At 68.3% G+C, this 17,933-nt stretch carries 18 protein-coding genes; 8 read left to right on the forward strand and 10 right to left on the reverse strand.

Annotation, left to right across the window (positions count from 1 at the left end; all coding sequences use genetic code 11):
* Positions 1-90: 90 nt before the first annotated feature.
* The 5 genes from ACFU5M_RS17890 to ACFU5M_RS17910 form a co-directional block, all read right to left on the reverse strand.
* Positions 91-1,452: an aldehyde dehydrogenase family protein gene (locus ACFU5M_RS17890; RefSeq protein ID WP_379050219.1), complete on the reverse strand. Its 1,362-nt coding sequence runs from the start codon at positions 1,450-1,452 to the stop codon at positions 91-93.
* Positions 1,449-2,195, reverse strand: coding sequence for a gamma-glutamyl-gamma-aminobutyrate hydrolase family protein (locus ACFU5M_RS17895; protein WP_379050221.1), 747 nt, complete (start codon positions 2,193-2,195; stop codon positions 1,449-1,451). The genes ACFU5M_RS17890 and ACFU5M_RS17895 overlap by 4 nt, the downstream gene beginning before the upstream one ends.
* Positions 2,176-3,540: a glutamine synthetase family protein gene (locus ACFU5M_RS17900; RefSeq protein ID WP_379050223.1), complete on the reverse strand. Its 1,365-nt coding sequence runs from the start codon at positions 3,538-3,540 to the stop codon at positions 2,176-2,178. Before ACFU5M_RS17900 ends, ACFU5M_RS17895 begins: the two co-directional genes overlap by 20 nt.
* 141 nt (positions 3,541-3,681) lie before the next feature.
* Positions 3,682-5,070, reverse strand: coding sequence for a lipase family protein (locus tag ACFU5M_RS17905; protein WP_379050226.1), 1,389 nt, complete (start codon positions 5,068-5,070; stop codon positions 3,682-3,684).
* Positions 5,071-5,236: 166 nt separating this feature from the next.
* Positions 5,237-6,376, reverse strand: coding sequence for an esterase/lipase family protein (locus ACFU5M_RS17910; protein WP_379050353.1), 1,140 nt, complete (start codon positions 6,374-6,376; stop codon positions 5,237-5,239).
* A 273-nt stretch (positions 6,377-6,649) separates the two neighbouring features.
* Here ACFU5M_RS17910 and ACFU5M_RS17915 point away from each other — a divergent pair, with 273 nt between their 5' ends.
* From ACFU5M_RS17915 to ACFU5M_RS17930, 4 genes are all read left to right on the forward strand, one after another.
* On the forward strand, positions 6,650-7,897 hold the full coding sequence (locus tag ACFU5M_RS17915) for a PucR family transcriptional regulator (protein WP_379050229.1): 1,248 nt from the start codon (positions 6,650-6,652) through the stop codon (positions 7,895-7,897).
* Positions 7,898-7,946: 49 nt separating this feature from the next.
* Positions 7,947-8,645 carry a hypothetical protein gene (locus ACFU5M_RS17920; RefSeq protein ID WP_379050231.1) on the forward strand — a complete coding sequence of 233 codons (699 nt, stop codon included), beginning with the start codon at positions 7,947-7,949 and terminating at the stop codon, positions 8,643-8,645.
* Positions 8,646-8,834: 189 nt separating this feature from the next.
* Complete coding sequence (locus ACFU5M_RS17925; protein WP_379050234.1) at positions 8,835-10,004, forward strand: thiolase family protein; 1,170 nt, start codon at positions 8,835-8,837, stop codon at positions 10,002-10,004.
* Complete coding sequence (locus ACFU5M_RS17930) at positions 10,001-10,741, forward strand: SDR family NAD(P)-dependent oxidoreductase (RefSeq protein WP_379050237.1); 741 nt, start codon at positions 10,001-10,003, stop codon at positions 10,739-10,741. Before ACFU5M_RS17925 ends, ACFU5M_RS17930 begins: the two co-directional genes overlap by 4 nt.
* 210 nt (positions 10,742-10,951) lie before the next feature.
* Here the strand turns inward: ACFU5M_RS17930 and ACFU5M_RS17935 are convergent, their stop codons facing one another.
* The 3 genes from ACFU5M_RS17935 to ACFU5M_RS17945 all read right to left on the reverse strand — a co-directional run bounded on the left by ACFU5M_RS17935 (position 10,952) and on the right by ACFU5M_RS17945 (position 13,708).
* Complete coding sequence (locus tag ACFU5M_RS17935; protein ID WP_379050240.1) at positions 10,952-11,281, reverse strand: transglycosylase family protein; 330 nt, start codon at positions 11,279-11,281, stop codon at positions 10,952-10,954.
* Between the two features lie 669 nt (positions 11,282-11,950).
* Positions 11,951-12,415: a PaaI family thioesterase gene (locus ACFU5M_RS17940; RefSeq protein WP_379050241.1), complete on the reverse strand. Its 465-nt coding sequence runs from the start codon at positions 12,413-12,415 to the stop codon at positions 11,951-11,953.
* A gap of 144 nt (positions 12,416-12,559) precedes the next feature.
* A complete protein-coding gene (locus ACFU5M_RS17945) occupies positions 12,560-13,708 on the reverse strand; it encodes an acyl-CoA dehydrogenase family protein (RefSeq protein WP_379050244.1) in 1,149 nt (382 codons plus the stop codon).
* Between the two features lie 112 nt (positions 13,709-13,820).
* On the opposite strand from ACFU5M_RS17945, the gene ACFU5M_RS17950 reads away from it, so the two are divergent.
* Complete coding sequence (locus ACFU5M_RS17950) at positions 13,821-14,492, forward strand: TetR/AcrR family transcriptional regulator (RefSeq protein WP_379050247.1); 672 nt, start codon at positions 13,821-13,823, stop codon at positions 14,490-14,492.
* Positions 14,493-14,519: 27 nt separating this feature from the next.
* Here ACFU5M_RS17950 and ACFU5M_RS17955 read toward each other — a convergent pair whose 3' ends face one another.
* Entirely contained in the window at positions 14,520-15,086 is a 567-nt protein-coding gene (locus ACFU5M_RS17955) for a type 1 glutamine amidotransferase domain-containing protein (RefSeq protein WP_379050249.1), read from the reverse strand.
* 60 nt (positions 15,087-15,146) lie between these two features.
* Positions 15,147-15,806, reverse strand: a complete 660-nt coding sequence (locus ACFU5M_RS17960; protein WP_379050251.1) for a MerR family transcriptional regulator — start codon at positions 15,804-15,806, stop codon at positions 15,147-15,149.
* Positions 15,807-15,916: 110 nt separating this feature from the next.
* On the opposite strand from ACFU5M_RS17960, the gene ACFU5M_RS17965 reads away from it, so the two are divergent.
* Genes ACFU5M_RS17965 through ACFU5M_RS17975 form a run of 3 tightly spaced genes read left to right on the forward strand, consistent with a single transcriptional unit; the run spans position 15,917 to position 17,855 of the window.
* On the forward strand, positions 15,917-16,879 hold the full coding sequence (locus tag ACFU5M_RS17965) for a hypothetical protein (protein ID WP_379050253.1): 963 nt from the start codon (positions 15,917-15,919) through the stop codon (positions 16,877-16,879).
* On the forward strand, positions 16,876-17,322 hold the full coding sequence (locus ACFU5M_RS17970) for an ABA4-like family protein (RefSeq protein WP_379050256.1): 447 nt from the start codon (positions 16,876-16,878) through the stop codon (positions 17,320-17,322). Before ACFU5M_RS17965 ends, ACFU5M_RS17970 begins: the two co-directional genes overlap by 4 nt.
* Complete coding sequence (locus tag ACFU5M_RS17975; RefSeq protein ID WP_379050258.1) at positions 17,322-17,855, forward strand: hypothetical protein; 534 nt, start codon at positions 17,322-17,324, stop codon at positions 17,853-17,855. Before ACFU5M_RS17970 ends, ACFU5M_RS17975 begins: the two co-directional genes overlap by 1 nt.
* Positions 17,856-17,933 lie beyond the last annotated feature (78 nt).

Here is a 17,933-nt window from a genome sequence, read left to right on the forward strand (position 1 = left end):
TGGCCAGACCGATACCGCTCCCGCCGCCGGTGACGACGGCGACTCGATCCTGTAAGCGCTGCAACGTATCTCCTGTCGGATGTGCGGGTGTCACTGCGTGGCGAGGAAGACGTTCTTGGTCTCGGTGAAGGCGCGCGCCGCGTCCGGCCCGAGTTCGCGTCCCAGCCCGGATTGCTTGAAACCCCCGAACGGCGTCCAATACCGCACGGACGAATGCGAATTCACCGACAGATTGCCCGCCTCCACACCGCGGGCCACGCGCAGCGCCCGGCCGACGTCCCGGGTCCAGATCGAACCGGACAAGCCGTAATTCGTGTCGTTGGCGATGCGCAGCGCATCGGCCTCGTCCTCGAACGGAAGCACCGCGACCACCGGGCCGAACACCTCCTCGGTGAGCACCCGGTCGGTCGGAGCCCCGGGCAGCACCACCGTCGGTGGATACCAGAATCCCGGTCCATCGGGCGCGCTCCCGGTGAACGCGACCTCGGTGGACGGCTGCACGAACGCGGCGACGCGCTCCCGGTGCGCGGCCGAGATGAGCGGCCCCATCTCGGTGGACTCGTCGGACGGGTCACCGACCCGCACACCACGCACCGCCGGTTCCAGCAGTTCTAAGAAACGGTCGAATACGGTGCGCTGCACGAGTATTCGCGAGCGGGCGCAACAATCTTGCCCGGCGTTGTCGAAGACGCCGTAGGGCGCGGTCGCCGCCGCCTGTTCCAGATCGGCGTCGGCGAAGACGATGTTCGCGCTCTTGCCGCCCAATTCCAGCGTCACCCGCTTCACCTGCCGGGCGCAGCCCGCCATGATCTGCGTGCCGACCTCGGTGGAACCGGTGAACACCACCTTGCGCACGGCCGGATGGGTGACGAAGCGCTGCCCCACCACCGACCCCTTGCCGAGCAGCACCTGGAATACGCCCTCGGGCAGGCCCGCCTCGAGCGCGAGCTCACCGAGCCGCAGAGCGGTCAGTGGCGTAACCTCGGCGGGCTTCAGCACCACCGTGTTGCCCGCGGCGAGCGCGGGCGCGAAACCCCACGCCGCGATCGGCATCGGGAAGTTCCACGGCACGATGACCCCGACGACGCCGAGCGGTTCGTGGAAGGTGATGTCCACCCCTCCCGCGACCGGAATCTGTTCCCCCAGCAGACGTTCCGGCATTCCGGCCGCGTAGTGCAGGACATCGCGGACGTTACCCGCCTCCCAGCGCGCGTTGCCGATGGTGTGCCCGGAATTGACCACCTCGAGCCGGGCGAGGTGCTCCAGATCCGACTCGACCACCTCGGCGAACCGGCGCAGCAACCGTGCCCGGTCCCCCGGCGCCACCTCACGCCACGCGGCCGCGGCATGCTGCGCGCGGGCGATGGCCGCGTCGGTCTCCGCTTCCCCGACGAGCTCCACGGTGGTGACCACCTGTTCGGTCGCCGGGTTGACCACCTGCGCTGTCGTCACCGGTCACGCTCCCTTCCATAGGTATCCGCCGCCTCGACCAGTGCCCCGACCAACCGGCGATCGGTGGCGTCGGCCTCCGGATGCCACTGCACACCCACCAGGAACGACCCGTCGGTGGACTCCGCGGCCTCGATCGTGCCGTCGGCGGCGTACGCGGTGGCGGTCAGGCCCTCGGCCAGCCGATCGACGGCCTGGTGATGGTGGCAGTGCACCTTCACCTCCGGACCGGCCAGCCGCGCGACCCGGCTGCCCGCGATCGTCAGCACCCGGGTGGCGGTGAACCCGCCCTCGACGCCGGAGTGCTCGTCGTGACCGACGACGTCGGGCAGATGCGGGATCAACGTGCCGCCGAGCGCGACATTCGCCAGCTGCAGACCGCGGCACACCGCGAGAATCGGCAGGCCCGCGGCCCTGGCCAGCTCGAACAGACCGAACTCCGATTCGTCGCGGTCCGGCCGGGTGTAGCCGGGTATCCCGGCCGAAGGGCCACCGTAGCGAGCGGGATCGACGTCCGCGCCGCCGGTCAGCACCAGGCCGTCGAGCCGCCCTACCAGTTCGGGGCGCGCGACGCCCGCGGGCGGGAGCAACACCGGGATGCCGCCCGCGGCCGCCACCATCTCGACGTAGGCGTGCGGCAGGACCGCGCTCGGCAGATCCCACGCGTTGAACCGGGTCCGCTCCACATAGGTGGGCAGGCCGATCACGGGACGGGGTTCGGCGATCTCAGAGTCGTTCGAAACCACGGATACGCTCCCAGTCGGTGACCGCGGCGTCGTAGGCGTCCAGCTCGACCCGCGCCGCGTTGCGATAGTGCTCCACTACATCATCACCGAAGGCCGCGCGGGCCACCGTGCTGCCGGCGAACAGCTGGGCCGCTTCGCGCAGCGTATGCGGCACCCGGGGGCGCTCGGAGTGGTAGGCGTTGCCGTGGAACTCCGGCTCCAGCGGCAGCCGCCGATCGACGCCGTGCAGTCCCGCCGCGATCAGGGCGGCCACGGCCAGATACGGGTTCACGTCGCCGCCGGGCACGCGGTTCTCGAACCGCAGCGAATGGTCCTCGCCCACCACGCGGATGGCACAGGTGCGGTTGTCCCGGCCCCACGCGATCGCGGTCGGCGCGAAGCTGCCGGCGACGAATCGCTTGTAGGAGTTGATGTTGGGCGCCAGCAGGTAGGTGAACTCGCGCAGGCAGTCCAGCTGGCCCGCGATGAAGTGCCGCATCAGCGGCGACATGCCCTCCGCCCCGTCACCCGCGAAGACGGGCTCGCCCGCGTCATCGCGCAGGCTCAGGTGGATGTGGCACGAATTGCCCTCGCGCTCGTTGTATTTCGCCATGAATGTGAGGCTGCGCTGTTCCTGGGCCGCGATCTCCTTCGCGCCCGTCTTGTAGATGCTGTGGTTGTCGCAGGTGATCAGGGCCTCGTCGTACCGGAAGGCGATCTCGTGCTGGCCGGGGTTGCATTCGCCCTTGGCCGACTCGACGTACATACCGGCGCCGTCCATCTCCTTGCGAATGCGACGCAGCAACGGTTCGATCCGCCCGGTGCCGAGCATCGAGTAGTCCACGTTGTACTGGTTGGCCGGCGTCAGCCCGCGATACCCGGCGTTCCACGCCGCCTCGTAGCTGTCGTCGAACACCAAAAACTCGAGTTCGGTACCGACGAACGCGTGCAGGCCGCGCTCGGCCAACCGGTCCAGCTGCTTGCGCAGCACCTGCCGCGGCGAGGCGGGCACGGGCCGCCCCTGCGGCACCGCGTGCTCGACGTCGCACAGCACCAGCGCCGTGCCCGGCCACCACGGCGCCGTCCGCAACGTGCGCAGATCCGGCCGCAGCACGACGTCGCCGTACCCGGTCTCCCAGGACGACAGCGCGTAGCCGTCGACGGTCGTCATGTCGACATCCACCGCGAGCAGATACCCGCACGCCTCGGTGGCGTGCTCGACCACCTCGTCCAGGAAGTAGCGTGCCGCGCAACGCTTTCCCTGCAGTCGCCCCTGCATATCGGTCATGGCGACCAGCACCGTGTCGATCTCGCCCGTGTCGACCCGGTCCCGCAATTGCGCCACACTCAGCATCCCGCTACGCATCCACGACCCCTCTCGGCACCAACCGTGCTCACGCTAGAGCAAAACGGACACCTTTGTGAGGCGACACCCGAATCACGTCCGCACGGCGGCCCGGTGCACGATCAGGCCAGCTCAGCGGCACTGCTGGTGTGCGAGCGGAGGTCAGGACAAGGGATTGCGGAGGGCGGAGGAAAGGACTGGCAGGCGGCGCGGACGGGGACGCGCCCGCACCGGCGGGCGCGCAGCGCGGATCGGCCGTCCGAGCCACATGCGGGCGAGCAGGGCCGCGAAACGCAGGTGACCGCTCAGCGCCGGACCGGCAAAGGCGAGCGACCACCGGGTCTGCGTACCGGCCGCGGGCAGCTCGTGGCCGGCGAAGCGACCGGCGAGCCAATCGACCATGACCGGCAGCGCCAGGAACTGCAACAACAGGTGGGTGCTGAGCCGATCGCGCAGGTAGCGCACGTGGACGCCCGCGTCGACGTAGCGCGCGACGTGACCGTCCACGTCGGCGACCGCGATCACCTCGTCGTGCACGCCTTGCAGCACGAGCATGGGCATGGCGGGCGCCCGGCGGCCGGGGTGGATGTCGTCGAGAATCCGCTGCAACCCGTCCTGCGCGATCATAGCGGCGAGCCCAGCGCCGCTGTGTTTGTCGATATCGCGCCGGGCGAACCGATACAGCAGCGGAAACGTCGCGGTGGTCTCGGTTTCGGCCAGCCAGCCCAGATACCGTGCGTCCAGGTGAGCGCGCAGCATGCGGTCCAGTTCCGGGTACCCGCGGCGCAGTCCGGCGGTGAAGACGGCCGCGAACCCCGCGAAGAGCGTGCCGTTGAGCCGAACGAACGCGGCCGCCGGATCACCCACCGGCGACCCGGCGACCGCGCCGACGACATGTAGCTCGGGCGCGTACTCGGCGGCCGCCTCCGCGGCCCATGCGGTGGCCAGGCCCCCGCCCGAATATCCCCAGAGCGCGACGGGTGTAGCCGGATCCGCTCCCGGCGGGAGGAAGGTGAGCGCGGCGCGGACCGCGTCCAGCGCGCGATACCCCGGCTCCCTGGCCACGCCGAACCGGCCGGCCGTTCCGCCGTGATCCGGAACCGACACCGCCCAGCCCCGCTCCAGCGCGCTGGCGATCAGCGGCAATTCGAGCTGCGGAATGGATCCCGCCGCCCGCGCTCCGCGCCGAAGCGAGTAGGAGGGCAGACATTTCGAGGCGACGGCGTCGATCGCGCACTGGAACGAGACCAGCGGGCGGGGCTCGGCCGGATCCACGCCCCACGGCAGCAGCACCGTGGTCACCGCGACCTCGGGCACGCCATGCAGATCGCAGGTGCGATAGAGCAACTGCCAAGCCGAGATACGCTGGGGCACGATACCGAAGAATCCGATCTCCACCGCGCGTGTGCGGACGATCGCGCCGGGACGCAAGCGCCCGACCGCGGGCGGTGGGACGTAGAACGGATCGTCTTCGGGCAACATCGGCCGATGCGAGAAAGCCACCGGATCCGGCGGCACCGGGCCGCCGTCCCACTCGAGCCCCACACTCATCCGGATCTTCCTTTCCGACGGCACGGCCGTGATAGTGGGCGCGCCGTGCCGACGACAGCGCGAGTTGCCCGTATTCCACCCAATCAATGTCGTGGCCGGAAAAGAATTGGCTCGGACGCCAATCAAGCGCTCGCGATTTCTCGCGCCGATGCAGTGACAGCGTGGCTCACAGGCTGCCGGTGCCACCGATCATCCACGGATTGAAGGTGCATTCCAGCGACGAATGCGCGACCGGATCCAGCGCGTGCAGCACGATCGAAGCCGCCCGGGGGGAATACATCATCGTCAGGTGATCGGACATATCCTGCTCGCACCCGTCCTGCAGTGTGACGTTGTCCACCGTCGCGTCCGGACCCGCCTGCAGGAATGTCCACTGAAAAGGGTTGGTGACCTCGTCGTGCCGGGAACCGACCGCCGTGTAGGCGACGCCGGCCACCGTGTCGCCTTGCGCGTTCAGGCCGGAGTAGAACGACGAGCCCACCGCCTGCTGGATATTGGCGATGCCGACCAGCGGTTCGTAGAACCCGAGAATGTCGACGCCCAAGTTGTTGATGATCCGGCCCAGCGTCGCGATGCCCATGAGGGAGGTGCCGTGGTGGGTGGCGCCCAGACTCACCAGCTTGCCCACTTTGCCCTGACCGCCTTCGAATTTCAGATAGTGGTTGGCGACCGTGCCGCCCTGGGAATGTCCGACGATATCGACGGCCTGCGCACCGGTCGCGGCCAGCACGCGATCGATGAAGTCCCGCAACTGCGCCGACGAATCCTCCATTCGCCCCACGCCGAAACGCCCGGGCAGGATCGGTCCGAGTCCGCCGCCCTGCATCAAGCCGGATCGCCCGAAATTGAAAGCGAACACGCAGAATCCGGCGCGCCCCAGCCGCGGCGACAGGGAGGCGAAGGTGTCGTAGGCGTTGAGCCAGGTGCCGTGCAACAACACCACCGGACGCGGGTGTTCGGCCGACGGCGTGCAGTTCCAGCGGTTGGCGCCGGGCGGGGCCGCGTCGGGATGAGTAAGCCCGTAACCGAACGCGGCCAGATACGCCGACATCTCCGGGCCTTCGCCGGAGGCATCGGAAGCGACGCTGGTCGCCCATCCCGACGAACTGCCGGTGTCCACGATCGCGCGCGGCTGCCTGCCGTCCGGAGCGGGGTTCAGGTCCGCGCTGATGTAATCGGCGAGTGCCTGCGTTGTGGGTTCGATCTCCTCTTGCGCGTGCGCCACCCCGCCCCCGAGTGCGGTCGCCATCGCCACCCCCGCGATCACCGCGGCCCCGAGAATCGCCTGCCGAGCGTTGTGCATCATTGCCACCATCGAGTTCACTTCCATTCGCACCGAACGAGCGCGACCCGGCGGTGCGGTGAGCACCGTCGCCGAATGTATCCCGCGCCACATTCGAAGCGAATTGTGATCGGGGCCATATCTACGAGCCGCTTTCCGAATGTAGGGCGCACTCCGGACCGATGTCACTGCACCTCGAGGAGAACATTGCATCCGGAATATTGGCGTGCGAGCCAAAATTCGGGCGACGGCGCGCGAGGCCTTGCCGCGGTTTGTGTGGTCGGAAACAATCGGCCCATGTCCGTCGTGTTGTCCCCGGTGGCCGGAGACGTCCCGCTTGTCGCCCGGTTGCTGACTCGCTGGCCGCAGATCGCCGAGCGCATGCTCGCCGCGGGCCTCGGCACCACCCCTCCGGCCGCCGACCTGCCGGAGGGCCACTTCACGGCCGAGGTGCTTCCGGCGATCTACGCTTGCGGTCGCGCGGTGCTCCAGGCGATCGGCGAACAGCGCAGCTTCACCCAGGCCGAGGTCGCGACGTTCGTCGCTCCGGTAGCCGAGCGGCACGCCGAGGACCGGTTTCCCTTGCCCGTGCTGATCGAGGCCATCCACGGTTCGGCGCAGTCGGTGCTCCAGGAGGCGGCCTCGCTGGCCTCCCGCGAAGAACTCGACGAACTGGTCCTGGTCGGCAGCAGGCTGCTCGACCTGCTCATGCAGATCAACATCACGGTGGTGGAGGCGTACACCGAGGTCGAGCAATCCATCTACAACGCCGAACGGGAGGCGCGCCGCGCGCTGTGCTCCGCGCTGCTGCACGGGTTGCCCGCCGCGGAGCTGGCGGCGCGGGCGGACACCGCGCTGGCCGAGCACTACACGGTGCTCGCGATCCACATTCGGCACCACGACCAGCCGAGCACGGTCGCGACACTCGTCGGGCGGCGGCGCATCCGGCTGCTGCACCGGGCCTTGGACGCCCTCGCGGGCACCACGACACTGGCCACTTTCGACGGCTGGACCGGAATCGCGTTGCTGCCCAGCGCTTCCGACACCGAACTCGACGAGACGCGCTACCACCGGCTGGCCGCGGAACTGACCGAACACCTCGGGGCTCCGGTGTTCCTCGCCGAATACGCGTCCGTGCCGCGAGAAGCCATCGCGCGGACCGCGAAGGAAGCCACCGACCTCGCCGAACTCGCGCGGCTGCTCGGCAGGCCTGCGGGCGTCTATCGGCTCGACGACCTGCTGCTGGAGTATCAGCTCACCAGACCGGGTACCGCGCGCGCACGGCTGGCCGAGCGCATCGCCCCCATTCTGGACAGTCCACACCTGCTCGAGGCGCTCGACGCGCACCTGCGCCACGGCTCCGACCGCAAGGCCGCGGCCGCCGAGATCCACGTGCACCCCAACACCTTCAGCTATCGCTTGCGCCGGGTCGCCGAACTCACCGGCATCGATCCCACCGATCCGCACGACTCGCGGCTACTGGCGGCCGCACTGACGATTCAGCGCCTGTATCCCGTCCGGCCGGCCGGTGAGGGCAAGTCCTAGACGGGAAACTCGCTCGCACCGCGCGCCGGTCGTGGCTACCGTCCGACGCATGGCAGACGAGCACGACTCGATCGAGACGGGCGGCTACCTGCTGACCGGTCGATCGCTGAGCGAATACCGGGCGATGTTCGCGCTCACCGACGACGACCTGCGCGGCGACATCCTCGACTGCCCCGGTGGCGCCGCGAGCTTCGCGGTGGAGGCGGCCGCGCTCGGCGCGCGAGTGGTCGCGGTGGATCCGGTCTATCGCATGCCCGCCGCGGAGCTGATCGCCCTGGCCGCCACGGAACTCGAGCACGGCGCGTCCCACACGGCAGCCGACGCGGACCGCTACCTCTGGGATTTCTACGGCGATCTCGACGGCCATCGGGACGTGCGGAGAGCCGCCGCGGCGCGGTTCGCCGAGGATCTGCACGACAACCCCCGGCGCTACCGCTTCGGCATCCTGCCCGCCCTCGACTTCCCCGATCGCGCCTTCGACCTGGTGCTGAGCTCGCATCTGCTGTTCACTTACGCCGACCGGCTGAATTTCGATTTCCATCTGGCGGCATTGCGGGAACTGGCGCGGCTGAGCCGTGGCGAGGTCCGGGTGTTCCCACTCGTCGATCATGCGGGCGGGCCGCTGGACGACTTGCTCGATCGCCTACGAAAGGCGTTGCACGCCGCCGGAATTCGATCGGACATCGCCGACGTGGATTTCGAGTTCCAGCGCGGGGCACGCTCGATGCTGCGCTTGATCGTGAGTTGACCTCGGGCCTGATCACACCGCTTCCGCTCCTCGTCTGCGCTCTCGCGGCGCCTCCGCGCGACACCGGCCCTGACGAAACCACCTGATTCGCATTCACCCCGCACGAACCGCACCCGGCATGGCTCAATGTGGCGAATCTGTGTTAACTTAACCGTGAATGGCAGTTAACTTAACTGATCGGAGAGGGCTATGAGGTCCGCCGTCATCGTCGATGTCGTCCGTACACCGTCCGGTAAGGGCAAGGCAGGCGGGGGCCTGTCGGAGGTGCATCCGGCCACCCTGCTGGCGGGCGTGCTCGCCGAACTCGTCGCCCGCAACGACCTCGATCCCGCCCTGGTGGACGACGTGGTCGGCGGGTGCGTCACGCAGAGCGGGGAGCAGGCGTTCAACATCAGCAGGACCGCCGCGTTGGCCGCCGGGTTCCCCGAGTCGGTGCCCGCCACCACGGTGGACCGGCAATGCGGATCCAGCCAGCAGGCCGCGCACTTCGCGGCGCAGGGCGTCATCGCGGGCGCCTACGACATCGCTATCGCCTGCGGTGTGGAGTCGATGAGCCGCGCACCGATGTTCTCCAACGGCCAGGGCAAGGATGCCAACCGCGGCCCGCTCGCGCACCGCTACCCGGAAGGCTTGATCCAGCAGGGCATCGCGGCCGAGGTGATCAGCGCGCGGTGGAAGTTCGATCGCGCCGCGCTCGACGAGTTCGCGGCCCGCTCGCATCGGCTCGCCGCCGAGACCGCGGCGGCGGGCGGTTTCGGCAACGAACTGGTCGCGGCGGGCACGCTGACGGCCGACGAGACCATCCGGCCCGCCACAACCGGTGAAAGCCTCGCGAAGCTGCGGCCTGCCTTCGTCGACGATCAGTACACAGCGCGCTTCCCCGAGATCGAGTGGTCGATCACCCCGGGCAACTCCTCCCCCCTGACCGACGGCGCCTCCGCCGCGCTGATCATGAGCGAGGAGGCGGCGACGAAACTGGGCTTGCGCCCGCGCGCCCGATTCCACTCGTTCTCCGTGGTGGGCGACGATCCCCTGCTCATGCTCACCGCCGTCATCCCGGCCACGCGCAAGGTGCTGGAGCGCGCCGGACTGAGTATCGATGACATCGACGCCTACGAGGTGAACGAAGCGTTCGCGCCCGTGCCGCTGGTCTGGCAGCAGGAGCTGAACGCCGATCCGGACAAGCTGAACCCCCGCGGCGGCGCGATCGCCCTCGGCCACCCGCTGGGCGCCTCCGGCACCCGCATCCTGTCGACGCTGGTCAACCACCTGGAGCAGACCGGAGGTCGCTACGGCCTGCAGACGATGTGCGAGGCGGGTGGCCTGGCCAACGCGACGATCATCGAACGCCTCCGATGAGCGACCGCACCGCACTGGTCACCGGCGGGTCCCGCGGCATCGGCGCCGAGGTGGCGCGCCGCTTGGCGGGCGAGGGTTATCGGCTGACTCTTGCCGCGCGCACGCCCGACACTCTCGAACAGACCGCGGCCCGCCTGCGCGAGGAGACGGGCGCCGACGTGCACACAGCGGTCGCACAGATGACCGACCTCGATCAGGTGCGCGCCCTGGTACAGGCACACGAGGAACGCTTCGGTGGGATGAATGTGCTGGTCATGAGCGCGGGCACCGGCACGGCCGGTGCCGTGGCCGACCTGCCGGCGAAGGCGTACGAGCGCATGCTCGACGTGAATTTCCGGGCGCCGTTGACCCTGATCCAGGCGGCGCTTCCGCTGCTGCGCAAGAGCGCGAGCACCGACCGCGAGCGCGGCGCGAAGATCGTCGCACTCGCGTCGATCACCGGCGTCGCCGGGGAAGCGGGCCTCGCCGCGTACGGCGCCACCAAAGCGGCGCTCATCTCGCTGTGCGAGACGGTTTCGCTGGAGGAGTCCGGGAACGGCGTCAGTGCGACGGCGCTGTCTCCCGGCTACGTCGACACCGACATGACCGCGTGGAAGCGGGACGTACTCGACCGGTCCACCATGCTCACCACTGGTGACATCGCCGAGATGGCGCTGGCGATCACCCGGTTGTCCCGCAACGCGGTGGTGCCGAACATCGTGCTCTCTCGCGCCGGTGACCAGCTGTGGCGCGCTTGAGCACCGTTACCCGACAGCGACCGAAAGCGCGGATCGGTCATCATAAGTGCAGCGCGAATCCGCGTTCGGTGAATTCTTATTCGGGCCGGAAAATTCGACGCTGAATATTCCGACGCGACTGTGGCGACAACAGATGTTCGCCGATCGGCATTCAATGCCGAGAAATAGCCCGGCGCCTACCCGAACTCAGTGGTAGGCGCCGGTGGCGCATCAGAGGTAGGCGCCGCACACAGGCCAGGCACCCGGACCCTGGGTCGCGAGCACGTTCTCGGCGACGCGGATCTGCTCTTCGCGGCTGGCGTTGGAGGGGTTGCCGGAGCCACCGTTGGCCTCCCAGGTGCTCTGGGTGAACTGGAGGCCGCCCGAGAAGCCGTTACCGGTGTTGGTGGACCAGTTGCCACTACTCTCGCACTGCGCGACGGCGTCCCAGTTGTGGGCCGACGCGGTAGCGGTCGAGAGGCCGAACGGCACGGCGACGAAGGCGCCGATGGCCGCGGTGAAGCCGAGAACACGAGTGGTGAATTTACGGTTATGCGACATGAGATTTCCCGCCTGCGCCCACCGGCTCGGCCAATATCGCCGCGCCCCTGTCCCCAGGAAGGTTGTGGACACTCGAACCGCGGGACAGGGTTTCCGGCGTTCTGCGATTCGAGCTCGATCTCGGTGTTGCCCCGAGCCGTCACCGACGTTAGCGGAGATATCGCGGCAGATCACGTTCGAATAACGTGCGAACAGTTTTGACCTCTAGTCGAGACTCCGCGCCATCACCCCAGGTCGGTTGCGGGAAACTTAGCCATACCGTACGCCTGTTATGCTTCCGTTATGTGTTCGAGATCACCGTTTGATAGTGAAACGAGTCGCATTTTCCCAGGTCCACGACTTGCGGTAGTAGGCAGAACACCACCGTTGGGCGCCCCGATACGCCTTCAGCGACCGACCCGTTATCTTCCGTATCGAAAAGCCACTGTCCCGCCCCCATGCTCGACGCGGACCGTGCCGCGACCTCGGCGCGGGACATCGGCACACGCCACCGCGGCCGCACCGACGAAGCCGGGTGCACTCACGCCGACGCGGCGAAACGGCGCGGACCAGGCATTACAGCCGATGGGCCGCGGAGACGAGGGCGCCTCGACCCCCGCGGCGCCCGCCGACGAACACACCACGGCCCCTACCGTCCCACGGCTGCGTCCCCGCAGGTAACGACTCGGACTACTTCCCGTGCGCCCGCAATTGATAGAGCCCCTCGGTTTCCGCGACGACCACGCCGTCGACATCGGTCACCACCGCCCGCAACGTGAAGTCGGCCTTGCCGTTCGCGGCCGCCTCGGCGGTGACGCGCGCGATCTCCTCCGCCGACAACGTCGCCTCCGCCCGCACATCGGTCTTGGCCGGCTTGCGGAAGAAGACGTGCAGATCCTTCACCAGCGGATAGAACGCCGAGTTGTCGAAGGTCGCGATCGCGATCGCGCCGCCGAGGATCTCGGCCACGGTGAACAGCACACCGGCGTACATCACGCCGAAGTGGTTGCCGTTGCCCTCGACGGGCACCGACGTCGCCGCGAAACCGCGGCGCACCTCCACCGCCTGCACACCCATCTTGTGCGCGATCGGAATAGTGAATTCCAGTGCCCCGTTGACGATGTCCTCGAACGGAGGAGTCTCGACGTCGCTCATCGCAATCGTCCCTTCACGCGGGAGGTGGCCGGCACCTCGCTGTCTCTGCTTCGGCCACCTCGGTGGACCTCACCGAAGCGTAAGCCCCCGGGTTCGCGCACCGACAGGGTGTTGGCCGTTTGCCAACACCGTTGGCCACACCGCTCAGAGGCTGCGAGCGATGATCTCCTTCATGATCTCGTTGGTGCCGCCGTAGATCTTCTGCACCCGGTTGTCGGTCCACATCCGCGAGATCGGGTATTCGCTCATGTAGCCGTATCCGCCGTGCAGCTGCAGGCATTCGTCGGCGACGGACGCGGCGCGGTCGGTGGTCCACCACTTGGCCATGGCGACGGTCGGGATGTCCAATTCGCCCCGCAGATGCCGCACGATGCAGTCGTCCAGGAAGACCCTGGCCACCCTGGCCTCGGTGGCCACCTCGGCGAGCTTGAATTTGGTGTTCTGGAACGCGAACACCGGCTTGCCGAAGGCGTGCCGCTCCTTGGTGTAGCGCAGCGTCACCTCGAGGGCGGCCTCCATCGCGGCCACCGATCCCACGGCGATGATCAGCCGCTCCTGTGGAAGCTGCTGCATCAGCTGGATGAAGCCCTGTCCCTCTTGGGTGCCGAGCAGGTTCGCCACCGGGATGCGCACGTCCTCGAAGAACAGCTCGGAAGTGTCCTGCCCCTTCTGGCCGACCTTGTCCAGCACGCGGCCGCGCCGGAAGCCCGGCCGGTCGGCTTCGACCAAGATCAGCGAGATGCCGCTGGCGCCCGCGCTGGTGTCGGTCTTGGCGACGACGATGATGAGATCGGCCTGGCTGCCGTTCGTGATGAAGGTCTTCGAGCCGTTCACCACGTATTCGTCGCCGTCACGAATCGCCTTGGTCTTCACATTCTGCAGGTCCGAGCCGGTGCCGGGCTCGGTCATGGCGATCGCGCCGACGACCTCACCGCTGGCCATCTTCGGTAGCCACTGCCGCTTCTGCTCCTCGGTGCCGTAGTGCAGCAGATAGTGCGCGACGATGCCGCTGTGCAAGGTGGCGCCCCAGGCGGTGTCGAACGCCTTGGCCTGCTCCTCGATGAGCACGGCCTCGTGCGCGAAGGTGCCGCCGCCACCGCCGTACTCCTCCGGGATCGACGCGCACAGCAGGCCGAGCGCCCCGGCCTTCGTCCAGAAGTCACGGTCGACGTGGTGCTGCTCGATGAACTTGTCGATGTTCGGCGTCAACTCCTTCGCGAAGAACGAGCGGGCGAGCTCGCGCAGGGCGTCCAGGTCGTCATCGAGCCAGGCGGACCGGTAGGTCGTCGTCATCGGGGTGTCCTCGCGAAAGTCTGATACCGATAGTTACGGGTACAGTGTGTACCACTAGACCGCCGGGTACAAGGTGTACCACCAGATCGACCCGGCCGATACGCTGAGCACCGTGGCACGACAACCTTGGGTGGACACCGCCGACGCGCGACGTTCTACCAGCAATCGGCCCGGCCGCGACGAACGCCGCCGCGCCATCGTGCAAGCCGCGATCGCGGCGATCGAGGAGGACGGCCCGCACGCGCTCACCGGCCGGATCGCCGATCGCGCCGGGTTGGCCCGGACACACGTCTACCGGCACTTCGCCAGCAAAGAGGAACTCGACTTGGCGGTCGCCCGGCACGCGCATCACGATCTGACCGAACGGATTCGCGCGCAGTTGGCCGTGCACGGCACACCGCTGGACATCATCCGCGCGCCGTTGGCCCAGCACGTGCGGTGGGCCGCCGAACATCCCAATCTCTATCGCTTCCTGGTCGGTCGCGACTACCGGCGCGGCCGCAACGAGCCGCGCGTCGGCGGGAGCGCTTTCGCCGCCGAGATCTCCGCGGCGGCGGCGCGCTACCTGCCGGAATTCGGGGTCGACCCGCTGGCCGCGGACCGGGTGGTGGTCGCACTGCTCGGCTTGGTCGACGCCTCGGTGCGCTGGTGGTTGGAGCACCACGACACCACCGAGATCGCCCTCGTCGACCGCCTGACCACCGAATGCTGGCTGCTCATCGACAACCGGCTGCGCGATCTCGGCATCGCGATCGACCCGCGAGAACCGCTGCCCGCCCATTGAATCGGCAGGCTCGGCAAGATCGGCGGGTCACCTCGAGGCAGGAACCACTTCACGCGTGATGGCGTGCGTGAAATCGGGGAGATCGCCGGGGTTGCGTGAGGTGAGCAGCGTCCAGCCGTCCTCGGTGGAGCGGACCGCCGCTTCGTCGACCCACTCGCCGCCCGCGTTGACGATGTCGACGCGAAGCGAGAAGTACGAGGTCAGCGTCTTACCCTGCACCAGTTCGGCGTTCACCAGCAGCCAGGGCCCGTGGCAGATCGCGGCGATCGGCTTGCCCGCACCCGCGAACTCCTTGGCCAATTCGATCGCGCGGTCGGTGACCCGCAGCTTGTCCGCGTTCACCGTGCCGCCGGGCACGACGAGCACGTCGAAATCGTCCACGGAGACTTCGTGTAGCGACGTATCCGGTTGCACGACGGCGTCTTTCTCCGTGTCGTGCTGATACGTCTGCACCTCTTCCCGCTTCGGCGCGGCATGGGTGACCTGCGCGCCGCGCTTGCGTAGTTCGTCGCGCGGCACCAACAGCTCGTCCCGCTCCACTCCCGTGTTCGCGGTGATGATCAGCACACGCGTTCCATCCAGCTGGCCGGTCATGAGCGACTCTCCTTTCGCCTCGGGTCGGTCCTCTATTCGGCATGCCGCGCGAAGGCCGGGCTAAACCTCGCCGCGGCCGCCGTCCGCGGCGTCGCCGGGCGGGAACATCGTGCTGGACAGATGTTCCTGCGCCAGCCTGCGCAGCGCGGCGAGCATGGTGTCGCCCAGAATCGTTCCGACGATCGCGGTTTCGGTCATCCGTTCCAGGCCGGGTTCGTCGCGGACCAGGGCGATGTCGGTGGCCGCGATGGCTTCGCTGGCGCCCGCGTAGTCGTCCATCGCGGCGACCACGTCGTCATGGCCGAGCAGACGCAGGGCGGCGCAGACGTCTACCAGGGTGCCGCGCGCCGGGCTGTCGTCGTCGATCTGCCAGCCGCGCCGATCCAGCAGTGCCGCCACGTCCTTCGCGGCGGCCTCCTGTCGCGCGTCACCGACCTGCGACCTCCGCCCGCCCAGCGCGTATTGCACATGGCCGAGCGAGTCCCGCGCCGACAGACTGCCACTGTCCAGCGCCGCGAGCAGTTCTTTCGCCGCTTCGATGGACACGCCGCCGATGTCCACCAGCGCCCGGATCAGTCGCAGCCTGCCCACGTGGGCATCGCTGTATTCGGCCTGATTGCGATGGGTTCGCACACCGGAGGGCAACAGCCCCTCGCGCACGTAGTACTTGATCGTCGCGGAAGGGACACCGCTGACGCGGCTGAGCTCGGCGATCCGCATCGGACTCCTCGGACTGGGTCGGCTTCTTGACAGTAGATAGTACAGCTATCCATAATTTAAACTGATAGTGCAACTATCGATAGTTACAGTTCTCGAAAGGTCTACCTGTCGTGACCGCCCTCTTCCAGCGTCTTCCCGCACTCTCCTGGCATCGGCCCCTGATGCTGCTCGCCGTGGCGATGGCACTCCTGGTCATCTGGTCGATCGGGGGCATGATCGTCGATGACCGCACCCTGACCGGCCTGCCGATCTGGGCCAAATCCGCGAAGTTCGCCCTTTCCGTGCTGATCTACGCCGTGACCTGGGCGTGGCTGTTCGCCCAGCTCACTCGATGGCGGCGAATCGCCTGGTGGGCGGGGACGGTCGCGGCGCTCGGCCTGGCGGTGGAACTCATCGTCATCACCACCCAGATCGTGCGGGGGACGACCAGTCACTTCAATTTCACGACGCCGTTGAACGCGGCGCTGTGGGAGGTCATGGGGTCGTCCATCGTGGTGGTCTGGATCGCCACCCTGATCGCGTCGGCGGCGCTGTTCGCCGACCCGGCAACCGACCCCGCGCGCAACGCGGCGATCCGATCCGGCGCCGTGCTCTCGCTCGCGGGCGCCGCACTGGGAATGCTGATGGTGCCGCCGACGCCCGAGCAGCGAGCGACGGGCGGCGCGATCAGCGGCGCCCACACCGTCGGGCTTTCCGACGGCGGGCCCGGGTTGCCCCTCCTCGGCTGGAGCACGGCCGGCGGCGATCTGCGCGTCCCGCATTTCCTCGGCATGCACGCGTTGCAGGTTCTTCCCCTGATACTGCTCGTCGTCGAGTACGGGTCCCGGCGAATCCCGGCCTTGCGCTCGGCGCAGACCAGGCGAACGCTCGTGGTGATCGCCGCGGCGACCTACACCGCGCTGCTCACGGTGCTGACCTGGCAGGCGCTGCGCGGGCAGTCGGTGGTCCATCCCGACGCGGCCACCCTTGCCGCGTTCGCCGCGATCGCGCTCGCCGCGGCGGTGATCACGGCCGTCGCGATGCGATCGAAAGATGTTGTGGCGCGGCACTTCCCGGTAGGAGCGAGCCGATGACGCAACTGCTCTTCGACCTCACCTTCTGGTTCGCGGCGCCGTTCTGGGCACTGATGATCCTCGCGCCCAAATGGCGGCGAACCGCCGCCCTCGTCACCTCACCGCTCATCTGCCTTCCTCCCCTGCTCATCTATGCGGCACTGGTCGCGCCCGAGTTCGGCGCATTCGCCGCGGCGCTGATCCGCCCGGAGCTGTCCGGGCTCAGGACAGTACTCGGGGAAAGTTCCGGAGCCGCGGCGGCATGGGCACACTTCGTGGCCTTCGACCTGTTCCTCGGGCGCTGGATCTTCCTGGACAGCCGCACCCGCGGTCTTCCATCACTGCTGATCAGCCCGCTACTCGCGCTCACCATCCTGTTCGCGCCGCTCGGCGTCCTGCTCTTCCTGCTCATCCGGCTCACCACCACCCCGGCCCCCGGCCGGACTGTCGCCATGGAGGCGTGATGGAAACCCTCATCGTTCTGCTCACCACCCTGCTCGCATCGCGCACGGCGGGCGCCCTCGGCGCGCGCCGGTTCGCCGCCTGGCCCACCTGCGCCGCCTACGCCCTCGGCGTGATGCTGATCATGACCGGCACAACGCATTTCCTGCCGGAGGCATTCGCGGACTCGCCCGTTCCCACCCACGCCGATCTGCTCCCGATGGTGCCGCCGTTCGCCCCGTTTCCCGGCGCGATGGTCTACCTGACCGGTGTCCTGGAGCTGCTCGGCGCGGCCGGCCTGTTCCTCGCGCGCACCCGCCGGGCCGCGGGGCTCGGGCTCACCGCCCTGTTCGTCGTGCTGCTGCCCGCCAACATCTACGCGGCCGTCTCCGACATCCCGTTCAACGGCGCACCCGCGACGCCGCTGTGGGCACGCATCCCGGAGCAGGCGCTGTACATCGGCGTGGCGCTGTGGGCGGCCGGTGTCCTGCGGACCACCCGACGAGGCGACCGTGACCAGAGCTCTCGAGCGGGAACGCTCCGGAGCGTGCCGTGACCTGACGAGGCAGCGACATTTCTCTGCGGACAATCGGTTCCATCGACACGACACCCGAAAACGTTGATCTCATTGATG

This window comes from Nocardia sp. NPDC057455, from assembly GCF_042802775.1.
Lineage (GTDB): Bacteria > Actinomycetota > Actinomycetes > Mycobacteriales > Mycobacteriaceae > Nocardia.